Origin of the sequence: Thalassospira sp. CH_XMU1448-2, from assembly GCF_037027285.1 — a bacterium.
In the GTDB taxonomy this organism is placed as follows: domain Bacteria; phylum Pseudomonadota; class Alphaproteobacteria; order Rhodospirillales; family Thalassospiraceae; genus Thalassospira; species Thalassospira profundimaris_C.
Genome location: NZ_JAYMEA010000002.1, coordinates 593,759 through 611,812 on the forward strand (window position 1 = coordinate 593,759; position 18,054 = coordinate 611,812).

Sequence of the window (18,054 nt, forward strand, 5' to 3'; positions counted from 1 at the left end):
GTCCACAGACTCAACCACGAGCTTGATTGATGATCCGTTTTCGATGGCTTGATCGTTTGCCTATTTCTGCGACCGGGGCACATCCGGAATCTCCCCGACGGCCTGGTGCACTTCGCCGCCAGCTTGGGTTCTGGGCCGGAATCTTGACAGCTGTTTCAATGGTGTTGAGTGGACCACCGGACGATATGGCGCCAGCTGCGTGGCATACAGCTGCAATTGCTGCATTGATGGCAATCTGGTGGTTGAGCGAAGCGATCCCGATAGCTGCAACCGCATTGGTTCCGGTTGCTGTTGCCCCGAGTTTTTCGGTGGCAACAATTGACGATGTGACTTTGCATTACTCGAACCCATTGTTGTTTTTGTTTTTGGGCGGATTTGTCATTGCCATTGCGATGGAACGATGGAATTTGCACCGACGTGTCGCACTGGTGATTTTAAAGCAGGTTGGTTTTAAGCCATCTTCGCTGGTCGGAGGTGTCATCGCTGCGACGGCGGTGCTTTCAATGTGGGTCAGCAATACCGCAACAGCGACCATGATGCTGCCAATCGCGCTTTCACTTGTGAATTTGCTTCGAGAACACGATAAAACTCAGGATTCCTCGTCTTCTCAAGCTGTTGAAGCAGGCGATGAACCTGTCAAATTACCGCGATCAGTTCGAAACTTCGCACTTTCAATGCTTTTCGGGATTGCATTCGGCGCAAGCATTGGTGGCATTGGAACGCTGATCGGGACACCACCCAATGCATTGTTGGCAGCATATCTTGATAGCAACTTTGGTGTTTCGATCGGGTTTGGGCAATGGATGTTAATCGGCGTACCATTTGCTGGCATTCTGTTAGTCGTGTGCTGGCTGGTTCTTACCCGCTATGTCTATCGACTGGACGATTCCTTGCCAGAACCTGTTTGCGAGGAACTGCAACGCGATATGGACGCGCTTGGTCCCATGTCTCGCGGCGAGAAATATGTTGCGACAGTTTTTTGTGTTACAGCCCTTCTATGGTTGGTCCGACCGCTGATCACAAACATTTTCCCGACATTGTTGCTAAGTGATGCGTCTATTGCGGTAACAGCTGCCATCGCATTATTTGCGATTCCGGTAAATGCGCGCGAGAATCAGTATATTTTAAGCTGGAAAGCCGCCCTTGCATTGCCTTGGGGCGTTCTGATACTGGTCGGAGGCGGGTTGGCACTTGGCGCGTTAATCAACGATACGGGCCTTGCAAGTTGGGTGGCCAATAGGGCGGGTGCTCTGCCTCATTTGCCCGTTATTATCCAGATAGGAATGATTTCCCTGATTGTCATTTTGATCAGTCACCTGACGTCAAACACAGCTACGGTTGCGACGTTCCTGCCCCTTGTCGCTACCTATGCATTGGCCGAGGGGATAGATCCGGTTTTTCTATCTGTTCCGGTAGCGCTTTCAGCAAGCTGTGCATTTATGTCTCCTGTTGCCACACCTCCAAACGCGATTGTGTTTGCCAGCGGATATTTGACAATCGGAGACATGGTACGTGCCGGTGCATTGATGAATGTGATTGCGCTTATTGCTATTATTTTGTTCGCCGTGATTTTGGTCCCGATTGCTTTCTAATTGCCAGAAATGTCTGACAACTCTTGCCAAACAGTTCAATAGAACGCATTTTGATCAGTAACGAAAATTTACCCGCCAATATGAAAATCAGAAAAATCAGGAGAAAACGGCATGGGAAAACTGGATCGGCGCCGTCGCGAGATACTTGAACTCGTTGCGTCCAACAGCTTTATGACAATTGATTCCCTTGCTGACCATTTTTCCGTTACTCCGCAGACCATCCGTCGTGACATCAACGAAATGGCAGAAGAGGGGCTGATTGCGCGCTATCACGGTGGGGCGGCCAGTGTTTCCACGACCGAAAACACCGCCTATCAGGATCGCCAGGTACTTAATCTCGGGAGCAAGCGCGAGATCGCCAAGCTGGTTGCCGAGCATATTCCGGAAGGCGCTTCGCTCTTTATCAATATCGGTACAACGAATGAAGAAGTCGCCCATGCCCTGTCCGGGCATAAAAGTCTGAAGATCATTACCAATAACCTGCATGTTGCAGAAATTTGTGCCGCAAATCAGGGGTTTGAGGTCATTATTGCAGGTGGTGTTGTTCGCCAGCGTGACTTCGGGGTCATAGGGGAAGCGACAATTGATTTCATCAACCAGTTCAAGGTTGATTACGCAATCATCGGGATTTCCGGGGTTGATGAAGATGGCAGTCTGATGGATTTCGATTACCGCGAAGTCCGTGTGGCACGGGCCATTATTTCCAACGCCCGCCAGACATTCCTGTGTACCGATGCATCAAAGTTTGGTCGACGGGCAATGGTGCGGTTGGGCCATTTGTCGGAAATCGATGCATTGTTCACGGACCGTCATCCGGGGCCGAATTGGGCAGACGTGATCCGGGAAGCCGACGTTTCGGTTTATACCGCGAATTAAAGCGCAGTCAGAAAGCCAAGCGTGTTTACGTTCAGGCGTAAACACCATCTTCGCGCTTGCCGGTACGCATTGTGATTGGTCCTTGGGACGATCCATCAAGCATCTGGGTCAGATGTTCATTATGGGCATCATCAATGTCACTGGTCTTGCCAGACCAGTAAACCTTGCCATCATGCATCATTGTCAGGTTCTGATAGCGCGTGCGTGCGATCTGCATGTCATTGGTGATGGAAATGACAGTAGTGCCGCGTTGCTGAGCAATTTTTGAGATCATCAGTTCGATATGGTTCGACAGAACCGGATCAAGACCCGCTGTCGGATTGTCGAGCAAAAGCAGCTCCGGATCGCTTGAAATTGCCCGGGCGATACCAACACGCTTTTGCATGCCACCAGACAGATCATTAGGGGTGAGGTCTGCGCTTTCCTCGGCCAGACCGACAAGCCCCAAAAGCTCGGTCGCACGTTCCTTTGCGGCCTTTCGGCTCAGGGTGCCAAGTTCGATTTGCCGGAAACAGATGTTTTCCCAAACAGTAAGGCTGTCAAAAAGGGCATTGTGCTGAAACAGCATGCCGATTTTTGCAGCCCATTCCGGACGCGCAGGGGAATCTGCACGGCTCACATCGTCACCATCAAGAAAGATGGAACCCTCATCTGCGCTGTAAATCCCGACCAGACATTTCATGAGAACGCTTTTGCCAGCAGCGGACGGGCCGATGATTGCCATGGTTTCACCCTTGGCAACACTCAGGTCAACGCTGTCGACTGCAGTCATTCTCCCGAAGCGTTTGGTGAGTTTATTTACCCTGACAAAGGCAGTCTTGTCCGTTTGAGAAGATGCAGTTTGGGTCATTTACATTCCGGTTTTGGTCGAGTTCGCGCTGAGTTTCGGCAATTGCCGAGCAGGGGGCAAGTACCAAATTCACAAAAATGAAAACGGCCCCAAGCGGGGCCGTTTTGCAAGATATGCTGAATTCGTGAAATCCGCTTAGTGCGAAAGGATCTGGCTGAGAAACAGCTTGGTACGATCGCTTTTGGGATTGTCGAAGAATTCCTGCGGACCAGCCATTTCGACGATCTGACCTGCATCCATGAAGATAACCCGATCAGCAACCTCTTTGGCGAAGCCCATTTCATGGGTTACGCAAAGCATGGTCATACCTTCTTTGGCAAGCTCGACCATTACGTCGAGAACTTCCTTGACCATTTCCGGATCAAGGGCCGAGGTCGGTTCATCAAACAGCATGATTTTCGGCTGCATGCAGAGCGAGCGGGCGATTGCCACACGCTGCTGCTGGCCGCCGGAAAGCTGACCCGGATATTTGTGGGCCTGTTCGGCAATCCTGACACGCTCAAGATAGTGCATGGCCAGATCATTGGCTTCTTTCTTGGGCATCTTGCGAACCCAGATCGGTGCCAAAGTCAGGTTTTCAAGCACAGTCATGTGCGGGAAAAGGTTGAAGTGCTGGAACACCATGCAAACTTCTCGGCGTACGGCTTCAATGTTTTTGACATCATCGCCAAGCAAAATTCCGTCAACATAGACTTCACCGCTTTGATAGGTCTCGAGGCGGTTCATCGTGCGAATGAGGGTGGACTTTCCAGAGCCTGAAGGGCCGCAGATGACAATACGTTCACCTTTGCGAACAGTCAGGTCAATGTCCTTCAGAACATGGAAGTTACCATACCATTTGTTCATCTTGCTGACGGTGATGACATCCTCCTTGGACGGAGGAGGCACAGCGCCGGTAGTGGTTTCAGTTGCTACAGTCATTGTTTTCTCCTCGTTCCTTACCTGCGCTCGCCTTTGCGAAGCTCTTTTTCAAGATAGGCGGAGTATTTCGCCATCGAGAAACAGATCAGGAAGAATATTGCCGCGGCGAAGGCATAGCCTTCCACGTAGTATTTGGTCCATGCAGGATCACTGCGAAGTGCAAGCTTTACCGTTCCAAGGAAATCAAACAGGCCGATAATCACGACCAGCGTGGTGTCCTTGAACATTGAGATGAAGCTATTCACCGTTGGCGGAATGACCAGACGCAATGCCTGCGGAAGGATGATCAGACGCATGGACTGCCAGTAGGACAGTGCAAGGCTGTCGCCTGCTTCGAACTGTCCGCGCGGGACAGCCTGAAGACCACCACGAAATACCTCGGCAAGGTAGGCCGCCGTAAACAGGATAATACCGATCTGCGCACGCAGCAGCTTGTCGATGGTTACCCCCGTCGGCAGAAACAGCGGAAACATGACGGATGCCATAAACAGGACCGTAATCAGCGGTACGCCGCGAATAACTTCGATGTAGACAACGGATACAGTCTTGATGGCGGGCATGTTGGACTGACGGCCAAGCGCAAGTAGCAAACCCAATGGAAATGCAAAGATCACGCCGATAGACGACAGGATCAGGGTTAGCGGCAAGCCACCCCAGTAACTGTTCTGGACATAGGTAAGACCAAGAACACCACCCCACATCAGTACGCCGATAACAGGAACACCGACAACCCACATCGGGATAATCCATTTGCGAAGGCCGGGATATTTTACGGCCCCCAGGCTACCGCAAATGATTGCAATCAGAACAATCATGGCAAGTACCGGCCGCCATTGTTCTTCGTACGGATAGGTGCCAAACAGGATCAGACGCAGGTTGGCATTTACAAAGCCCCAGCAAGCGCCGGTAACCTCTGCACATCCCTCGATCGTTGGTGTCAGTGTTGCATTGACAACCGCCCAGTTAAACAGCGGTGGAACAAGCCAAAGAATGAAGGCGAGGGCACCCAGCGTCAGAAGGGTGTTAAACCATCCGTCAAAAAGGTTCTTCTTTGACCAGGCAACAGCTCGCTCGCTGAAAGTCCCGGTTGGAAGAGGAGGCAATTTTGCGTTTTCTGACATATTACCTCTCCACCAGTGCCATTTTCTTGTTGAACCAGTTCATAAAGAGTGAGGTCAACAAAGACAAACCAAGATAGATCGACATGAAGATCGAAATCGCTTCAATTGCCTGACCAGTCTGGTTCATGGTTGTGTTGGAAACTGAGACCAGATCCGGGTAACCGACAGCTACGGCAAGCGAGCTGTTTTTGGTCAGGTTCAGATACTGGTTTGTCAGTGGCGGAATGGCGACACGCATGGATTGCGGCAGAATAACCTTGCGAAGGGCAACAGAGCGCTTGATTCCAAGACTGTCCGCTGCTTCCCACTGGCCGTTTGGAACGGCCTGAATGCCAGAGCGTACGACTTCGGCCACATAGGTTGACGTGTAAACCGTCAAGCCGATCAGAACGGCCATAAATTCTGGCGAAATATTATAACCACCACGAATGTTGAAGCCCTTGAGTTCCGGCATGCTCATCTCGGTCGGAGCTCCGCCTGCAAGGTAGGCAAGAAACACAAGACCGACAAAGATACCAAGACCCACAAGGAGCATCGGGAAGGTCTGTCCTGTCGCGTCCTGGCGTTTGACAGCCCATTTCCTGATGAAATAGATAGCGACCAGAGCGATAATCGCCGCAACACCCATCAGGGTATATGCGTTGTCCGCAACCGGCACAGGCATATACATGCCGCGCGAAGTCAGCAGGACACCCGGGAGCGGCTCTAGCGCATCGCGCGGGTGGGGGAATGCCCCGGGGATCAGCGCGTACCAGAAGAACAGCTGAAGCAGAACCGGGATGTTACGGAATGTTTCAACATATACCGTCGCCAGCTTGCGAACGATCCAGTTGGACGAAAGGCGTGCAACGCCAAAAATGGTTCCGATAATCGTGCAAAGGACGATACCAAGAACCGATACTTTCACGGTGTTCAGGAGACCGACCATCAGTGCCGTCGCGTAGTCGCTCTGGGCACTGTATTCGATCATGCTTTCACTGATCTCGAAGGAAGCTTCAAGATCGAGGAACCCGTAACCGGTCGAGATGTTTTGTTGCTCAAGGTTGTACAGGGTGTTGGACACCAGGTACCAGCCAGCCAGAATGATAAGACCGATGGCGATGATTTGATAAAGCACCGCGCGAACGTTCTCGTCATTCAGATAGTCGACAAGGCTCTTGGAACGAACATCTCCCGGGGTATGTTGAGGCTTACTCATAGGACCCTCAGGTGTAGATTGTATCCAAAATCAGTAGGCACCTAACGAAAAGCTCCGCCCATGCGTTCAGGCAGTGGGGCGGAGCTTCGTAGGTTTAGTGGAACGGTTGCTAACGAATTAGCGAACCGGCCATGCGTACTGCAGGCCACCATCGGTCCACAGAGCGTTCAGACCACGCTCGAGGCCAAGCTTGGCGGTAACGTTCTTTTCATAGCTTTCGCCATAGTTACCAACATTCTTGACGATACGGTATGCCCACTCTTCGTCGAGACCAAGAGCCTCACCCATGCCCGGTGATACGCCCAGCAGACGCTGGATGCCCGGGTTGGTGCTGTTTGCTTTCATATCATCAACATTCGCCATGGTGACGCCGAATTCTTCAGCTTCGACCATTGCAGTCAGAGCCCAGCGAGAAATGTCGGCCCACTGCTCGTCACCCTGAGCAACAACCGGACCAAGCGGCTCTTTGGAAATGATTTCCGGAAGAATGACGTAGTCATCCGGGTTTTCTGCCATGGTGGTACGGATCGAAGCAAGACCCGAAGCATCCGTGGTGTAAACGTCGCAACGGCCCGAGAAGAAGGCAGCGGTTGCTTCGTTGATGTTTTCGATAACGACCGGCTCGAAGCTCATGCCTTTGGCGCGGAAGTAATCAGCGAGGTTCAGCTCGGTGGTGGTGCCCGGCTCTACGCAGACGGTTGCTCCGTCAAGCTCGGTAGCGCTGTTCACGCCGAGAGCTTTGGGGATCAGGAAGCCCTGACCGTCATAGTAGTTGATGCCGACGAAGGTCAGGCCGAGCTTCGCGTCACGCGTGGTGGTTGCAGTGGTGTTACGCGACAGGATGTCGATTTCACCGGACTGCAGCGCCGTGAAACGCTGTGCTGCGGTCAGAGGGGTGTACTGAACGCTGTTTGCATCGCCAAGGACTGCGGCAGCAATCGCACGGCAAACATCAACGTCGATACCTTCCCACTTGCCTTCAGCATTTGCTGCGGAGAAACCCGGAAGACCGGTGTTCACACCACACTGAACGAAACCTTTCGCCTTGACGCCGTCAAGCACGGCACCAGCCTGTGCATTCTGTGCGGCGACGGCTGCAACAGTCATTGCACCCGCGGCGAGGATCGTTTTGATTTTCATAGAAAAGCTCCCTTATTAGCAAAGCATTGTTTTTAGCTTTTGTGCCACCCTGGATACGCAATTAAGCATATCCATCAATCCAAATTGATTGGATTGCCAAATTAAGAAATTTTAGGCCGCTATGTGTCAAGTCTGAAAAATTTTCGACTGGTCGGGCCGGTACTGTTTTTTGAGGAAAATCGCCGATTTTTTCCATCAGGTGAACGTTGTAAATGGAAACGCATCAAGGTGACGGATAGCGTAATTGGTTTTTATATCAGTGTCTTAATCGGTTCTGGTTTTGGGTGTTTCGCAAAAGGACGAGAATGCACGAACTTTTTTCGACGGAAATATGCCAGTGTCTAAAAAAAGATCATTTTTTTATGCTGTCCAAAATGCGTGCACATTGCAGTGCGGAATCGGAGATGTCGTGACTCCGGTTTGAATTATTCCATTCTGCGTGCAGACGAGATGAAAAAGCCCCCTCCGACGCTGTCATCCGAGGGGGCTGGTTTTATTTCTTGAGATCATTCAGGTTCGAGAACAGCTCAAGAGCGGTCGGATTTGCTAGAGCTTCCTGATTTTTGACGGGTCTGCCATGGACAACATCGCGGACTGCCAGCTCGGTTATTTTTCCGGACTTGGTGCGTGGAATGTCGGCGACGGCAATGACCTTGGCCGGGACATGGCGCGGTGTGCAGTTGGTACGAATCTGCTTCTTGATCTTGTCAATCAGTGCCGTATCCAGTTCATAATTATCGCGGAGCACAACAAACAGGATGACCCTGACGTCGTTATCCCAATCCTGTCCTATGACAATCGATTCCTGAATTTCCGGAAGCTTTTCGACTTGGCGATAGATTTCTGCTGTGCCGATGCGAACACCACCCGGATTCAGGGTTGCATCAGAGCGGCCGTAAATAACCATGCCGCCTTCGTCATCAAGTTCTACATAGTCCCCGTGGCACCAGATATTCTCAAACCGGTCGAAATAGGCCGCATGATAACGCGATCCGTCCGGATCATTCCAGAACCCGACAGGCATGGAGGGGAAGGGTTTGGTACAAACCAGTTCGCCTTTCTCGTTGCGAACAGATTTGCCTTCGTCATCAAATACGTCGACGGCAACACCAAGGGCGCGCGTCTGGATCACGCCGCGTTTTACCGGCAGCACAGGTGAGGCCAGAACAAAACAGCCTAGAATATCTGTCCCGCCCGAGATCGATGCGAGATGAATGTCTTCCTTGATGTCACGATAAACGTAATCAAAGCTTTCAGGTGCGAGCGGCGAGCCGGTCGATGTCATGGCACGTACGGTCGAAAGGTTATGCGTTTCGCGCGGCTTGAGTTCCGCCTTTGCCAGGGCATCGATATATTTTGCAGAGGTGCCAAACAGGGTCATGCCTTCGGCATCTGCGTAATCAAACAGGATGTTGCCGCTCGGATAGAATGGTGAGCCGTCATAAAGCAGCAACGTCGCGCCTGCTGCCAGTCCGGCCATCAACCAGTTCCACATCATCCAGCCGCAGGTGGTGAAATAAAACACCCTGTCTCCGGGGGCGACATCACAATGCAAAACATGTTCTGAAACCTGTTTTAGCAGCGTACCACCGGTCCCGTGGACGATGCATTTCGGTTTGCCGGTGGTGCCTGACGAGAACATCACATAAAGAGGGTGATTGAACTCGACCTGTTCGAATACGATCTTGTCTCCTTCGAACGGGGCGATGAATGCCTCATAAGTCACAGCATTGCGGATTCCCGTGCTGTCAGCACCATCAAAGGCATATTTGACAATGACGACCCTTTTCAGGCTGTCGATGCGATCAACAACATCGCGGACCTTTTCACGGATGTCATGTTGCTTGCCATTATAATGATAGCCATCGACAGTTATCATCACGGTCGGTTCGATCTGACCGAACCGGTCAACGACGCCCTGCACACCGAAATCGGGCGACGCGGATGACCATGTTGCGCCAATCGCGGCCGTAGCAAGCATTGCAATGACCGTTTCTGACATGTTGGGCATATAGCCACAAACACGATCACCCTTTTTGACACCTTCAGCACGTAGTGCCTGCGAAAAGCGGGAAACAGCGATGTTGAGTTCAGCCCAGGACAGGCGCGATTTGACCTTGTCTTCGCCCCAGAAAACGATGGCGTCTGTATTGTCATCACGAGCCAGCAGGTTTTCTGCGAAATTCAGTCGAGCATCGGGGAAGAACTGTGCGCCGGGCATCTTGTTGCCATCAATCAGAACGCGTTCACCCCATGTCTCGGCCTTGAGTTCGGTGTATTCGACAAGGGCAGGCCAGAAATCCTCGATCTTGGCGACAGACCAGTCATACAGAGCGGTGAAGTTCTGGAGATCAAGGCTGTATTTGTCATTCACCCAGCGGCGAAAGCTGGTGACATTTGCGTTTTCAACACGTTCTTTCGTCGGTTGCCAAAGCACGTCGCTCATGATGGGCCTCTGTTTCCTGCGATGTTGTGTCTTCAAATTAGCGCGTTATCTAATTTGGTATCTTGATACCGTTTTCTACGGGGAAAAAAGTCGGTCGGCAAGCGGAGTAACGCAGATGTCTAAAATTGGTAATACCAATTATGCGAAAAAGTTTCTCAAGTCGCATCAAGAATCTCTGTCAATATATTGTTATAGTGTAAAAATATAAGATTTAAGATGCTTGTAAAAATCTTTTCAACCCGGATCGATATGGACTGGTTTTGCTAATAAAATGACAAAAATGGGTGCATTTTTATTTTATCGTGATTCGCTCTCTGTGCCTTCGGAGTATCTTCAGATGAAAATGCTTGCACGTTCAAGGCAGCGTACTAGTTTGCTTTGATCGCAAAAAAAGCTGGAGACTCATCTTGGCCGGGATTGATGAAAGCAAGGCATTTGTATCAATCAATATCGCTGTTTTGACAGTAAGTGATACGCGCACAGCAGCAAATGATACCTCGGGTGACTTACTTGTTAGCCGAATAGAAGCCAATGGCCACCGCGTCCACGAACGATTGATCCTGCGAGATGATCAGACGATTCTGCAGCGCCAGTTGCTGGCTTGGTGCGAAAATCCCGAGATTGATGTGATTATCTCAACAGGCGGAACAGGGGTGACAGGACGTGATGTTACTGTAGAAGCCCATCGGGCTCTTTACGAAAAGGAAATCCCCGGATTTGGCGAGCTGTTTCGGTGGATTTCGTTTCCCAAAATCGGGACGTCAACCGTTCAGTCGCGTGCAACGGCTGGGGTCTGTAAGGGGACTTATCTGTTTGCGCTGCCCGGATCGACGGGCGCATGTAAAGATGCCTGGGATGAAATTCTGACCTATCAGCTTGATATTCGCCATCGCCCCTGTAACTTCGTGGAACTTATGCCACGCTTGCTTGAACGCTGAAGCATGAAGTGGCGGAACCTGGTTGGTTCCTTTTCGACCAGCGACAGCTGATTCCCGGTTCATTGCAGGAAAGCATCATGGATTTCATCACAGATCCGTTCTTTTACGCTGTCGCAATCCCGGCAGTCTTGATTGCCGGCGTTTCCAAAAGCGGATTTGGTGGCGGACTTGGCGTGATTGCTGTTCCCTTGATGGCGCTTGCGGTATCGCCTCAGGCGGCCGCGGCCATCATGCTTCCCATCCTGTGCCTGATGGATGTTGCAAATGTTTGGGCCTATCGGACCCGATGGGACCGACGAAACATGCTCATTCTCGTTCCTGCCGCACTAGTAGGGATTCTTGTCGGGGTACTGACATTCAGCTACCTGAGTGTCGCAGCGGTGAAGCTTATCATCGCGATGATTGCTATCATTTTTACCCTTGATCACTGGCTGCGCGGCAAAAAAGCCGGAGCTACACCAAAATCGCCAACCTGGGGAAAGGGAACGATACTTGGAAGTTTGGCAGGTTTTACCAGCTTTGTAGCCCATGCCGGGGGGCCGCCGGTCTCGGTATTCTTGTTGCCGCAGCGTATGGATAAATCAGTTTTTGTCGGGACGACTGTGATGTTTTTCATCGTCGTTAATTACGTCAAACTGATCCCTTACTGGTTTCTCGGTCAATTCAGCGGAGCCAATCTCGGGACGTCTGCCGTTCTTGTCCCGATTGCGATTTTTGGAACTTGGCTGGGCCTCTGGGCGCATGACAAGGTCAATGTCATCTTGTTCTATCGCGTCTGCTATACTCTGCTGTTTATGACAGGGGTAAAGCTGCTTTGGGATGCTGTTTCACTGTTTACCGCAGGATGACGACAGCGCGGGTAAGACCATGGATTGAAATTTCCTGCGAAGCGAAGTGCCTCTTTTGAGAATTCAATCCCGAAACATACTCTGGCAGGCAGCACGAATCGAATTTTATGCGGCGTCTTGTCGGGGCATATATGTCCAGGCTGCCTTGAAACAAGGTACCGGCATTTATGCATTTATCTGAGAATGAACGGTTTTGGTTTAATAGAACCTATATTTTTGTATTCAGGGGTTTTACGTAGGCGATTTGTTCCGGATTGTCACAAAACTTTTAAAGTTTCGGAACTTTCGGCTAATGTCATGAAAATAAAGTGTTTTTATATAACGTGAAATCTTATGTGGTTTAGATAAAACTGATGATTGATCATGATCCCGGCGACAGGCTTATGGCGAACCAAAAAAACAAGGGGAAGCCACATGCCAGAGAGAATTCTGAACGCCGCAACAAACATGTCGGAATTAACGACTGCCAAAGTTAACGAAATTCAGAATGTGACCAAGACTGCCAAGATGCTCGCGATGAATGCCTTGATCGAAGCTTCTCGCGCAGGTGACGCCGGGCGCGGGTTCGCCGTCGTTGCCAATGAAGTCAATGTTATATCCCAGAAAATTACCTCCATCGCCAACGAACTCCAGGAACTGTTTGTCCAAGAAGCAGCGGAGCTTCGCAGGACAGCACAGATTGTTCGGGGATCACGGCTGTCTGATCTTGCACTATATGTCATCGAATTGATTGACCGTAACCTCTATGAGCGCAGTTGCGATGTGCGTTGGTGGGCAACCGATAGTGCGGTTGTTCAGGGCTGCGATCATGCGGCCGATGAGGCAGCCCGCAAGTTCGCCTGCAAGCGGCTTGGTGTCATTCTGGATTCCTACACGGTTTATCTTGATCTTTGGGTGGCCGATAAAAACGGACGCGTTATCGCCAACGGACGCCCTGATCGCTACAACGCTATTGGCACTGATGTCAGTGACAAGGCCTGGTTCCGTCAGGCAATGGCAACACAGAATGGTGGTGAATATGCCGTTGCAGATATCGAAAACATTGATGCGCTTGGTGGAAAGTCTGTTGCCACCTATGCAACTGCCGTACGTGCAGGCGGTGAAGAAGACGGGCAGATCGTCGGCGCGATGGGTATCTTCTTTGATTGGGAAGAGCAGGCGGAATCTGTTGTTAACTCGATCAATCTTCCCGACGAGGAACGCGAGAGGACAACAATCATGATTGTCGACCGCGACTGCAAGATCATCGCGTCCTCTGACCCGACAATGCGTCTCGGAGAATATATGGCGCTTCGGCACGGTAAGGAAGAGAAGGGGGCTTACCTGATCGAGGACCAGACGATTGTGGCTCATGCCCTGACGCCGGGTTACGAAACCTATGCCGGTTTGGGGTGGCGAGGGGTGATCGTCCAGAAACCGGCATCCAAATCAGCTTCTGCTGCATATGCAAGTGTCCGGCGCGCAGAAGATCTGGTCCAACAACATAAGATGGCGGGCTGATCTCCAGGACAGGGATGTCTGGTGACTAGTTAAGGCCGGACAATAGAATTCATAACAAGGCGGTCATCATTCAGATGGTCGCCTTCTTTTATTCTGGACCATTGTAAAGTGGTTCGGGCTTGCCCCTTGGCGTCAAACCATATAGCGATAAAATCAATTTGTTGATAAAATGTCATTAAATGACTTGTGCGCGAGGTGCCCGAACGTGGAACTGATTTTGGCAAAGCTGGGTGTTTCAGTTGGGATGGTTCTTGGACTGTCTTTTTTGGCTGAACGCGCAGGTCCCCGTGCGGCGGGTATTCTGTCGGGCTATCCACTTGGAACAGCAATTTTGCTGTATTTCATTGCAGTAGAACAGGGCATCGCATTTGCCAGTGAAAGTGCTGTCTATGCCATGCCAGGCCTGATCGCGACCCTGGCATTCCTTTACGGATATTTTCATGCGTCGCGCCGATTGGTGTCTTTGCCGGTTATCTTGCAGATTTTGCTGAGTTCACTGGCGGCATTCGTGGTTTACTTTATTGTGTCATGGCTGTTTCAGCTGACCTCAATGAGCCTGACACAGGCCGCGATCATTTTGTTATTTGCAATATTTGCAGCCCTCGTTCTGTTTCGTAAGATCGAGAATGTCAAAATTCTGAACCGGGTGCGCATTACCAAACGGGTGATCGTCTTTCGGGCCGGTCTGGCATCGCTGATTGTCCTGGTTATCAGTGGTCTTGCTGCCTTGATCGGTCCGCGCTGGTCAGGATTGCTGTCAGGCTTTCCGGTTGCCCTGTATCCGACAATGATTATCTTGCATTTCAGTTATGGCGCGGCACCAGTCCATACGCTGGTTCGGAACTTCCCGCGCGGGATGGGGGCATTGTGGATATATACGCTTGCTGTATCGCTCAGTTACCCTGTGCTTGGACTGAATTTTGGAACGCTGGTGTCATTTGCTGTCGCGACGGTCTATCTTGTCGCTTATTCCACTTTCGTTTGGATGAGGCAAAAGTCCGTGCGCACAGTAGAATGATCCCATAATATTCACCAACAATAGTGAATTAGCGGTCCGTTTGAACGGGCCAGTTCAGGGAGACGTATCTGCATGCAGCAGGTTCAATCACTGGTCAGGGCATTAAGCATCCTCAATGCGCTTGCAGAAAGCGATGATGGCATGACTCTGACCGAAATTGCCCAACAGGTTAAGTTACCCCCATCGACGGCCCACAGATTGCTGACCACGATGCAGCACGAACGATATGTTTCGTTCGATGGTGAACGAACCCTTTGGTTTGTCGGTGTGCAGGCCTTCAGTGTTGGCAATGCCTTTACCAAAAACCGCAATCTTAGCCAGATTGCACGCCCCTATATGCGTGCGTTGATGGAAGATAGCGGTGAAACGGTGAACCTTGCCGTTGCAGATGGTGGCGAGGTGATTTTCTTGTCTCAGGTCGAATGCCGCAAAATGATGCGTGCGCTCGTAACCCCCGGTCGCCGTGCGCTTATGCATTGTTCCGGCGTTGGCAAGGCTCTTTTGGCGTTTTTGCCAGAAGCAGAACTGAAATCCGTGGTTACCAAGCATGGCTTGCCTAAGATCACAGAGCGGACACTCGTATCAGTCAGTGCCCTTGAAAAGGATCTGGAACGGTCACGTCAACGTGGCTATGCCCTTGACGACGAAGAGCATGCTGTTGGCCTGCGTTGCGTTGCAGGTGTGGTACGTGACGAAACGGGAAGCCCGATTGCCGCACTTTCACTTTCTGGGCCAGCGGCACGCATTCCGAACGATCATATCGAATTGCTGGGCCTGAAAGTCCGCCGTGTTTGTGCTGATCTCAGCCGTGAATATGGCGGTATGCCTGTATAATCGTCATCGCGGTCGGACTGACGGTTGCTCAGCGTGTTCTTGATCTGTTGTTTGTCGCAAAGCGGAAGTTGTTCCTTCCGCTTCTTTTTGCGGCATACATGGCGTCGTCAGCAGAAACCAGAAGCTCGTCAACGGTTTCACCATGATCGGGATAAAGAGCAATCCCGATAGATGCGGAAACGTGGTAAGGCGGACGATCATTGCCAAGATCAATCGGGGTGCCTGAAAGTGCGTTTTGCAGTTTTCGGGCGACCTTTTCTGCGTCTTCCGGAGTTTCGCTTCCAGGCAGAATAATCGTGAATTCATCGCCGCCAATGCGTGCCACCGTATCAACATTTCGAAGCGTGCCGGTCAGGCGAGATGCAATTTCGCCAAGAACCTTGTCACCTGTTGAATGGCCACCGGTATCATTGAGTTCCTTGAACGCGTCGATATCAATGAACATCAATGCAAAACATTCACGCCGACGCTGGGAAAGTTTTATCGCGAAGCCCAGACGGTCCATGAACAGATAGCGGTTCGGCAATGAGGTCAATGCGTCGTGACTGGCTTGAAAACGGATTTGTTCTTCAGCAAACTTGCGATCCGAAATATTGGTGAAGCTGGTGAGGCGCAGTGTCTTGTCCTGAACCATCACATTCCGACCATTGATTTCACATGGAAACATCGTGCCGTCCTTGCATTTTGCGACGGCTTCGTACGGTTTGTCATAACCTGATCTGATATTGGCCATGACAAGTGGCAGGGTTTCGCTGGAAATAATATCGGATGCGCTGAGATCAAGAAGTTCATTGCGTGTATAGCCAAACATGCGTTCGGCAGCGTTGTTTGTATCAACGCACTTGCCACCATCGTGCAAGAACAGGGCTTCATTGCTTAGCGTTTCAAGGATTTGCAAGCGTTCCTCGCTTTCGCGACGTCGATTGCGCTCCTGCACAAGCTCCGTAATATCCCACAGTATGCAGTCAATCTGGCAGTCATCGGTGAACGGAGGCAGAGCCCGCATCTGGATGCGAACCCATCGTTGTTCGCCCAGGTTGGTTTTGACAGTGTCTTCACGTGTCTGAATCGTGCCCTTGGCTTCAATGGCTTCGCGGCGGAGATTCTGCAAGGTTTCAGGATCAAAGACCTGTTTTGGCAAACTGTCAGAAGTCGATACGCCCGCCCAGTCAAGACCATGTTCAGATGCGAACTCGACCTTGCCGGTTTCATCTATACGAAAAACCACTCCGGGCAGTCGGGCAAAGAAGCGTTCACGTGCGCTGGCATTTCGGCGCACCATCAGGTGTAGAACTGCCAGGACCGCCGCAATTGATAAGAAGAAGATTATTGACGTCGAAAGCTGAGGAAGCGGGATACTTTCATCCATCAAAGAAACGGCAACCTCAAGGCCACCGCAAAACCATATCCCGAGCAGCCACCAGGATATGTGCAGTGCTATGAAATAGCGGTCATTCAAAAACGGGCCCGGCATATCTGTTGGTATAACCTGCGCTTGTCATTCCGGACAAAGAATATACCTATAACAAGATATGACAAGTAACTGATTTGTATCAGTTAGATCTCAAACCGAGCGTTGTCGAACAACCGCTAAATATCATCATTACATGCCGGGACAGGAAATACCCGTGCCACCAAGCCCGCAATATCCGTCCGGGTTCTTATGAAGGTATTGCTGATGGAAGTCTTCTGCATAGTAGAAGGTCGGGACATCTGCGATATCCGTGGTGATGTCACCTTGGCCAGCCGTGGTAAGCGCGGCATGATAGTTTTCGCGTGATTCTGTTGCCGCGGCTTTCTGTTCTGCGTTGCCTACATAGATAACCGAACGGTATTGAGTTCCGATATCGTTACCCTGTCGCATGCCCTGGGTTGGGTCATGGTTTTCCCAAAACAGTTTCAACAGCTGTTGATAGGAAATGACAGCCGGATCAAAAACAACCAGAACGACTTCGGCGTGGCCGGTCATTCCACTGCAAACTTCGCGATATGTCGGGTTGTGAGTGTAACCACCTGCATAGCCGACCGCAGTGCTCCAGACGCCGTTTGCTTTCCAGAACAGGCGTTCAGCCCCCCAGAAGCATCCCATGCCAAACACGGCAACTTCCATATTATCGGGGAAGGGGCCAACCATCGGATTACCGGTCACAACATTTCGATCCGCAACGGCAATCGCATCGTCACGTCCGGGTAATGCGGTGTCGGCTGTCGGCATCTGTGCCTTGTCGGTTTTAAGAGCGGAAAGCATGTCTTTTACCTGATGAAATTTCATATTCTCTGTGCAATGTAACCCAGCACGCCACAATAGCAATTCCCCTGACGATAAAATGTCTTTGAACATTCTTTTGGTGCCACACCGGTGCCATCGGATAATGAGACGGCAGTTGATTGGTCTCGTGATCACAAGGGATTGTTGTGCGCAGAATACGGCATTTGAAATCAATGGGGCTGATGCTGGCAGGGGCCATCTGTTTGATCATCGGCTTGGTGTTTTTGCCGTTACCGCCGCCATTTTTCGGTATGGTTTTTATTGCTGTGGGGCTGCCGATGTTGGCCGCCGGGTCAAAACGGATGCGACGTCTGATCCAGCATGTGCGCTGGCGTTACTATCGGCACAATGAAAAAGTGGAATATCTTCTGGGCCGGATGCCCGGATTTTTACGTCGTCACGGGTACAAAACCCGCCCGGATGTTCTGGCCCGCCTGAACCGTAAAGCGACCGCAAGAGATATCGGGCAAAAGAGCGTTAAGTCCTGATAAACTATAATTTTA

The 18,054-nt window shown here is 51.0% G+C and carries 16 protein-coding genes; 8 read left to right on the forward strand and 8 right to left on the reverse strand.

The genetic code is table 11. From position 1 onward, the window contains the following. Window positions 1–29: 29 nt before the first annotated feature. Together WA318_RS10075 and WA318_RS10080 are read left to right on the forward strand one after the other, a co-directional pair. Window positions 30–1,592 carry an SLC13 family permease gene (locus WA318_RS10075; protein WP_336080786.1) on the forward strand — a complete coding sequence of 521 codons (1,563 nt, stop codon included), beginning with the start codon at window positions 30–32 and terminating at the stop codon, window positions 1,590–1,592. A gap of 111 nt (window positions 1,593–1,703) precedes the next feature. After that, complete coding sequence (locus WA318_RS10080) at window positions 1,704–2,468, forward strand: DeoR/GlpR family DNA-binding transcription regulator (RefSeq protein WP_114097727.1); 765 nt, start codon at window positions 1,704–1,706, stop codon at window positions 2,466–2,468. A 31-nt stretch (window positions 2,469–2,499) separates the two neighbouring features. Here WA318_RS10080 and WA318_RS10085 read toward each other — a convergent pair whose 3' ends face one another. The 6 genes from WA318_RS10085 to WA318_RS10110 all read right to left on the reverse strand — a co-directional run bounded on the left by WA318_RS10085 (window position 2,500) and on the right by WA318_RS10110 (window position 10,144). Further along, on the reverse strand, window positions 2,500–3,240 hold the full coding sequence (locus WA318_RS10085; RefSeq protein ID WP_258548661.1) for an ABC transporter ATP-binding protein: 741 nt from the start codon (window positions 3,238–3,240) through the stop codon (window positions 2,500–2,502). A 213-nt stretch (window positions 3,241–3,453) separates the two neighbouring features. Beyond that, window positions 3,454–4,164, reverse strand: a complete 711-nt coding sequence (locus tag WA318_RS10090) for an amino acid ABC transporter ATP-binding protein (protein WP_220150297.1) — start codon at window positions 4,162–4,164, stop codon at window positions 3,454–3,456. Between the two features lie 92 nt (window positions 4,165–4,256). Further along, window positions 4,257–5,360 (reverse strand): amino acid ABC transporter permease, encoded by a 1,104-nt coding sequence (locus WA318_RS10095; RefSeq protein WP_114097730.1) that lies wholly within the window; start codon window positions 5,358–5,360, stop codon window positions 4,257–4,259. Window position 5,361: 1 nt separating this feature from the next. Continuing rightward, window positions 5,362–6,558: an amino acid ABC transporter permease gene (locus WA318_RS10100; protein WP_114097731.1), complete on the reverse strand. Its 1,197-nt coding sequence runs from the start codon at window positions 6,556–6,558 to the stop codon at window positions 5,362–5,364. A gap of 117 nt (window positions 6,559–6,675) precedes the next feature. Then, entirely contained in the window at window positions 6,676–7,698 is a 1,023-nt protein-coding gene (locus WA318_RS10105; RefSeq protein WP_114097732.1) for an amino acid ABC transporter substrate-binding protein, read from the reverse strand. 493 nt (window positions 7,699–8,191) lie between these two features. Further along, on the reverse strand, window positions 8,192–10,144 hold the full coding sequence (locus tag WA318_RS10110; RefSeq protein WP_336080787.1) for an acetoacetate--CoA ligase: 1,953 nt from the start codon (window positions 10,142–10,144) through the stop codon (window positions 8,192–8,194). Between the two features lie 407 nt (window positions 10,145–10,551). On the opposite strand from WA318_RS10110, the gene moaB reads away from it, so the two are divergent. The 5 genes from moaB to WA318_RS10135 all read left to right on the forward strand — a co-directional run bounded on the left by moaB (window position 10,552) and on the right by WA318_RS10135 (window position 15,282). After that, on the forward strand, window positions 10,552–11,082 hold the full coding sequence (gene moaB / locus WA318_RS10115; RefSeq protein ID WP_336080788.1) for a molybdenum cofactor biosynthesis protein B: 531 nt from the start codon (window positions 10,552–10,554) through the stop codon (window positions 11,080–11,082). A 77-nt stretch (window positions 11,083–11,159) separates the two neighbouring features. Beyond that, a complete protein-coding gene (locus WA318_RS10120; RefSeq protein ID WP_336080789.1) occupies window positions 11,160–11,930 on the forward strand; it encodes a sulfite exporter TauE/SafE family protein in 771 nt (256 codons plus the stop codon). 414 nt (window positions 11,931–12,344) lie between these two features. Continuing rightward, window positions 12,345–13,430, forward strand: a complete 1,086-nt coding sequence (locus WA318_RS10125; protein ID WP_336080790.1) for a methyl-accepting chemotaxis protein — start codon at window positions 12,345–12,347, stop codon at window positions 13,428–13,430. 265 nt (window positions 13,431–13,695) lie between these two features. Next, complete coding sequence (locus tag WA318_RS10130; RefSeq protein WP_258548663.1) at window positions 13,696–14,448, forward strand: hypothetical protein; 753 nt, start codon at window positions 13,696–13,698, stop codon at window positions 14,446–14,448. Between the two features lie 72 nt (window positions 14,449–14,520). Further along, window positions 14,521–15,282: an IclR family transcriptional regulator gene (locus WA318_RS10135; RefSeq protein ID WP_114097736.1), complete on the forward strand. Its 762-nt coding sequence runs from the start codon at window positions 14,521–14,523 to the stop codon at window positions 15,280–15,282. 28 nt (window positions 15,283–15,310) lie between these two features. Here WA318_RS10135 and WA318_RS10140 read toward each other — a convergent pair whose 3' ends face one another. Next, window positions 15,311–16,564, reverse strand: coding sequence for a sensor domain-containing protein (locus tag WA318_RS10140; RefSeq protein ID WP_336080791.1), 1,254 nt, complete (start codon window positions 16,562–16,564; stop codon window positions 15,311–15,313). A 321-nt stretch (window positions 16,565–16,885) separates the two neighbouring features. Next, the gene (msrA, locus tag WA318_RS10145; RefSeq protein WP_114097800.1) at window positions 16,886–17,530 is read right to left on the reverse strand and encodes a peptide-methionine (S)-S-oxide reductase MsrA; all 645 of its coding nucleotides are present in this window, start codon (window positions 17,528–17,530) and stop codon (window positions 16,886–16,888) included. A gap of 323 nt (window positions 17,531–17,853) precedes the next feature. On the opposite strand from msrA, the gene WA318_RS10150 reads away from it, so the two are divergent. Then, window positions 17,854–18,039 (forward strand): hypothetical protein, encoded by a 186-nt coding sequence (locus WA318_RS10150; protein WP_181850191.1) that lies wholly within the window; start codon window positions 17,854–17,856, stop codon window positions 18,037–18,039. Window positions 18,040–18,054: the final 15 nt, after the last annotated feature.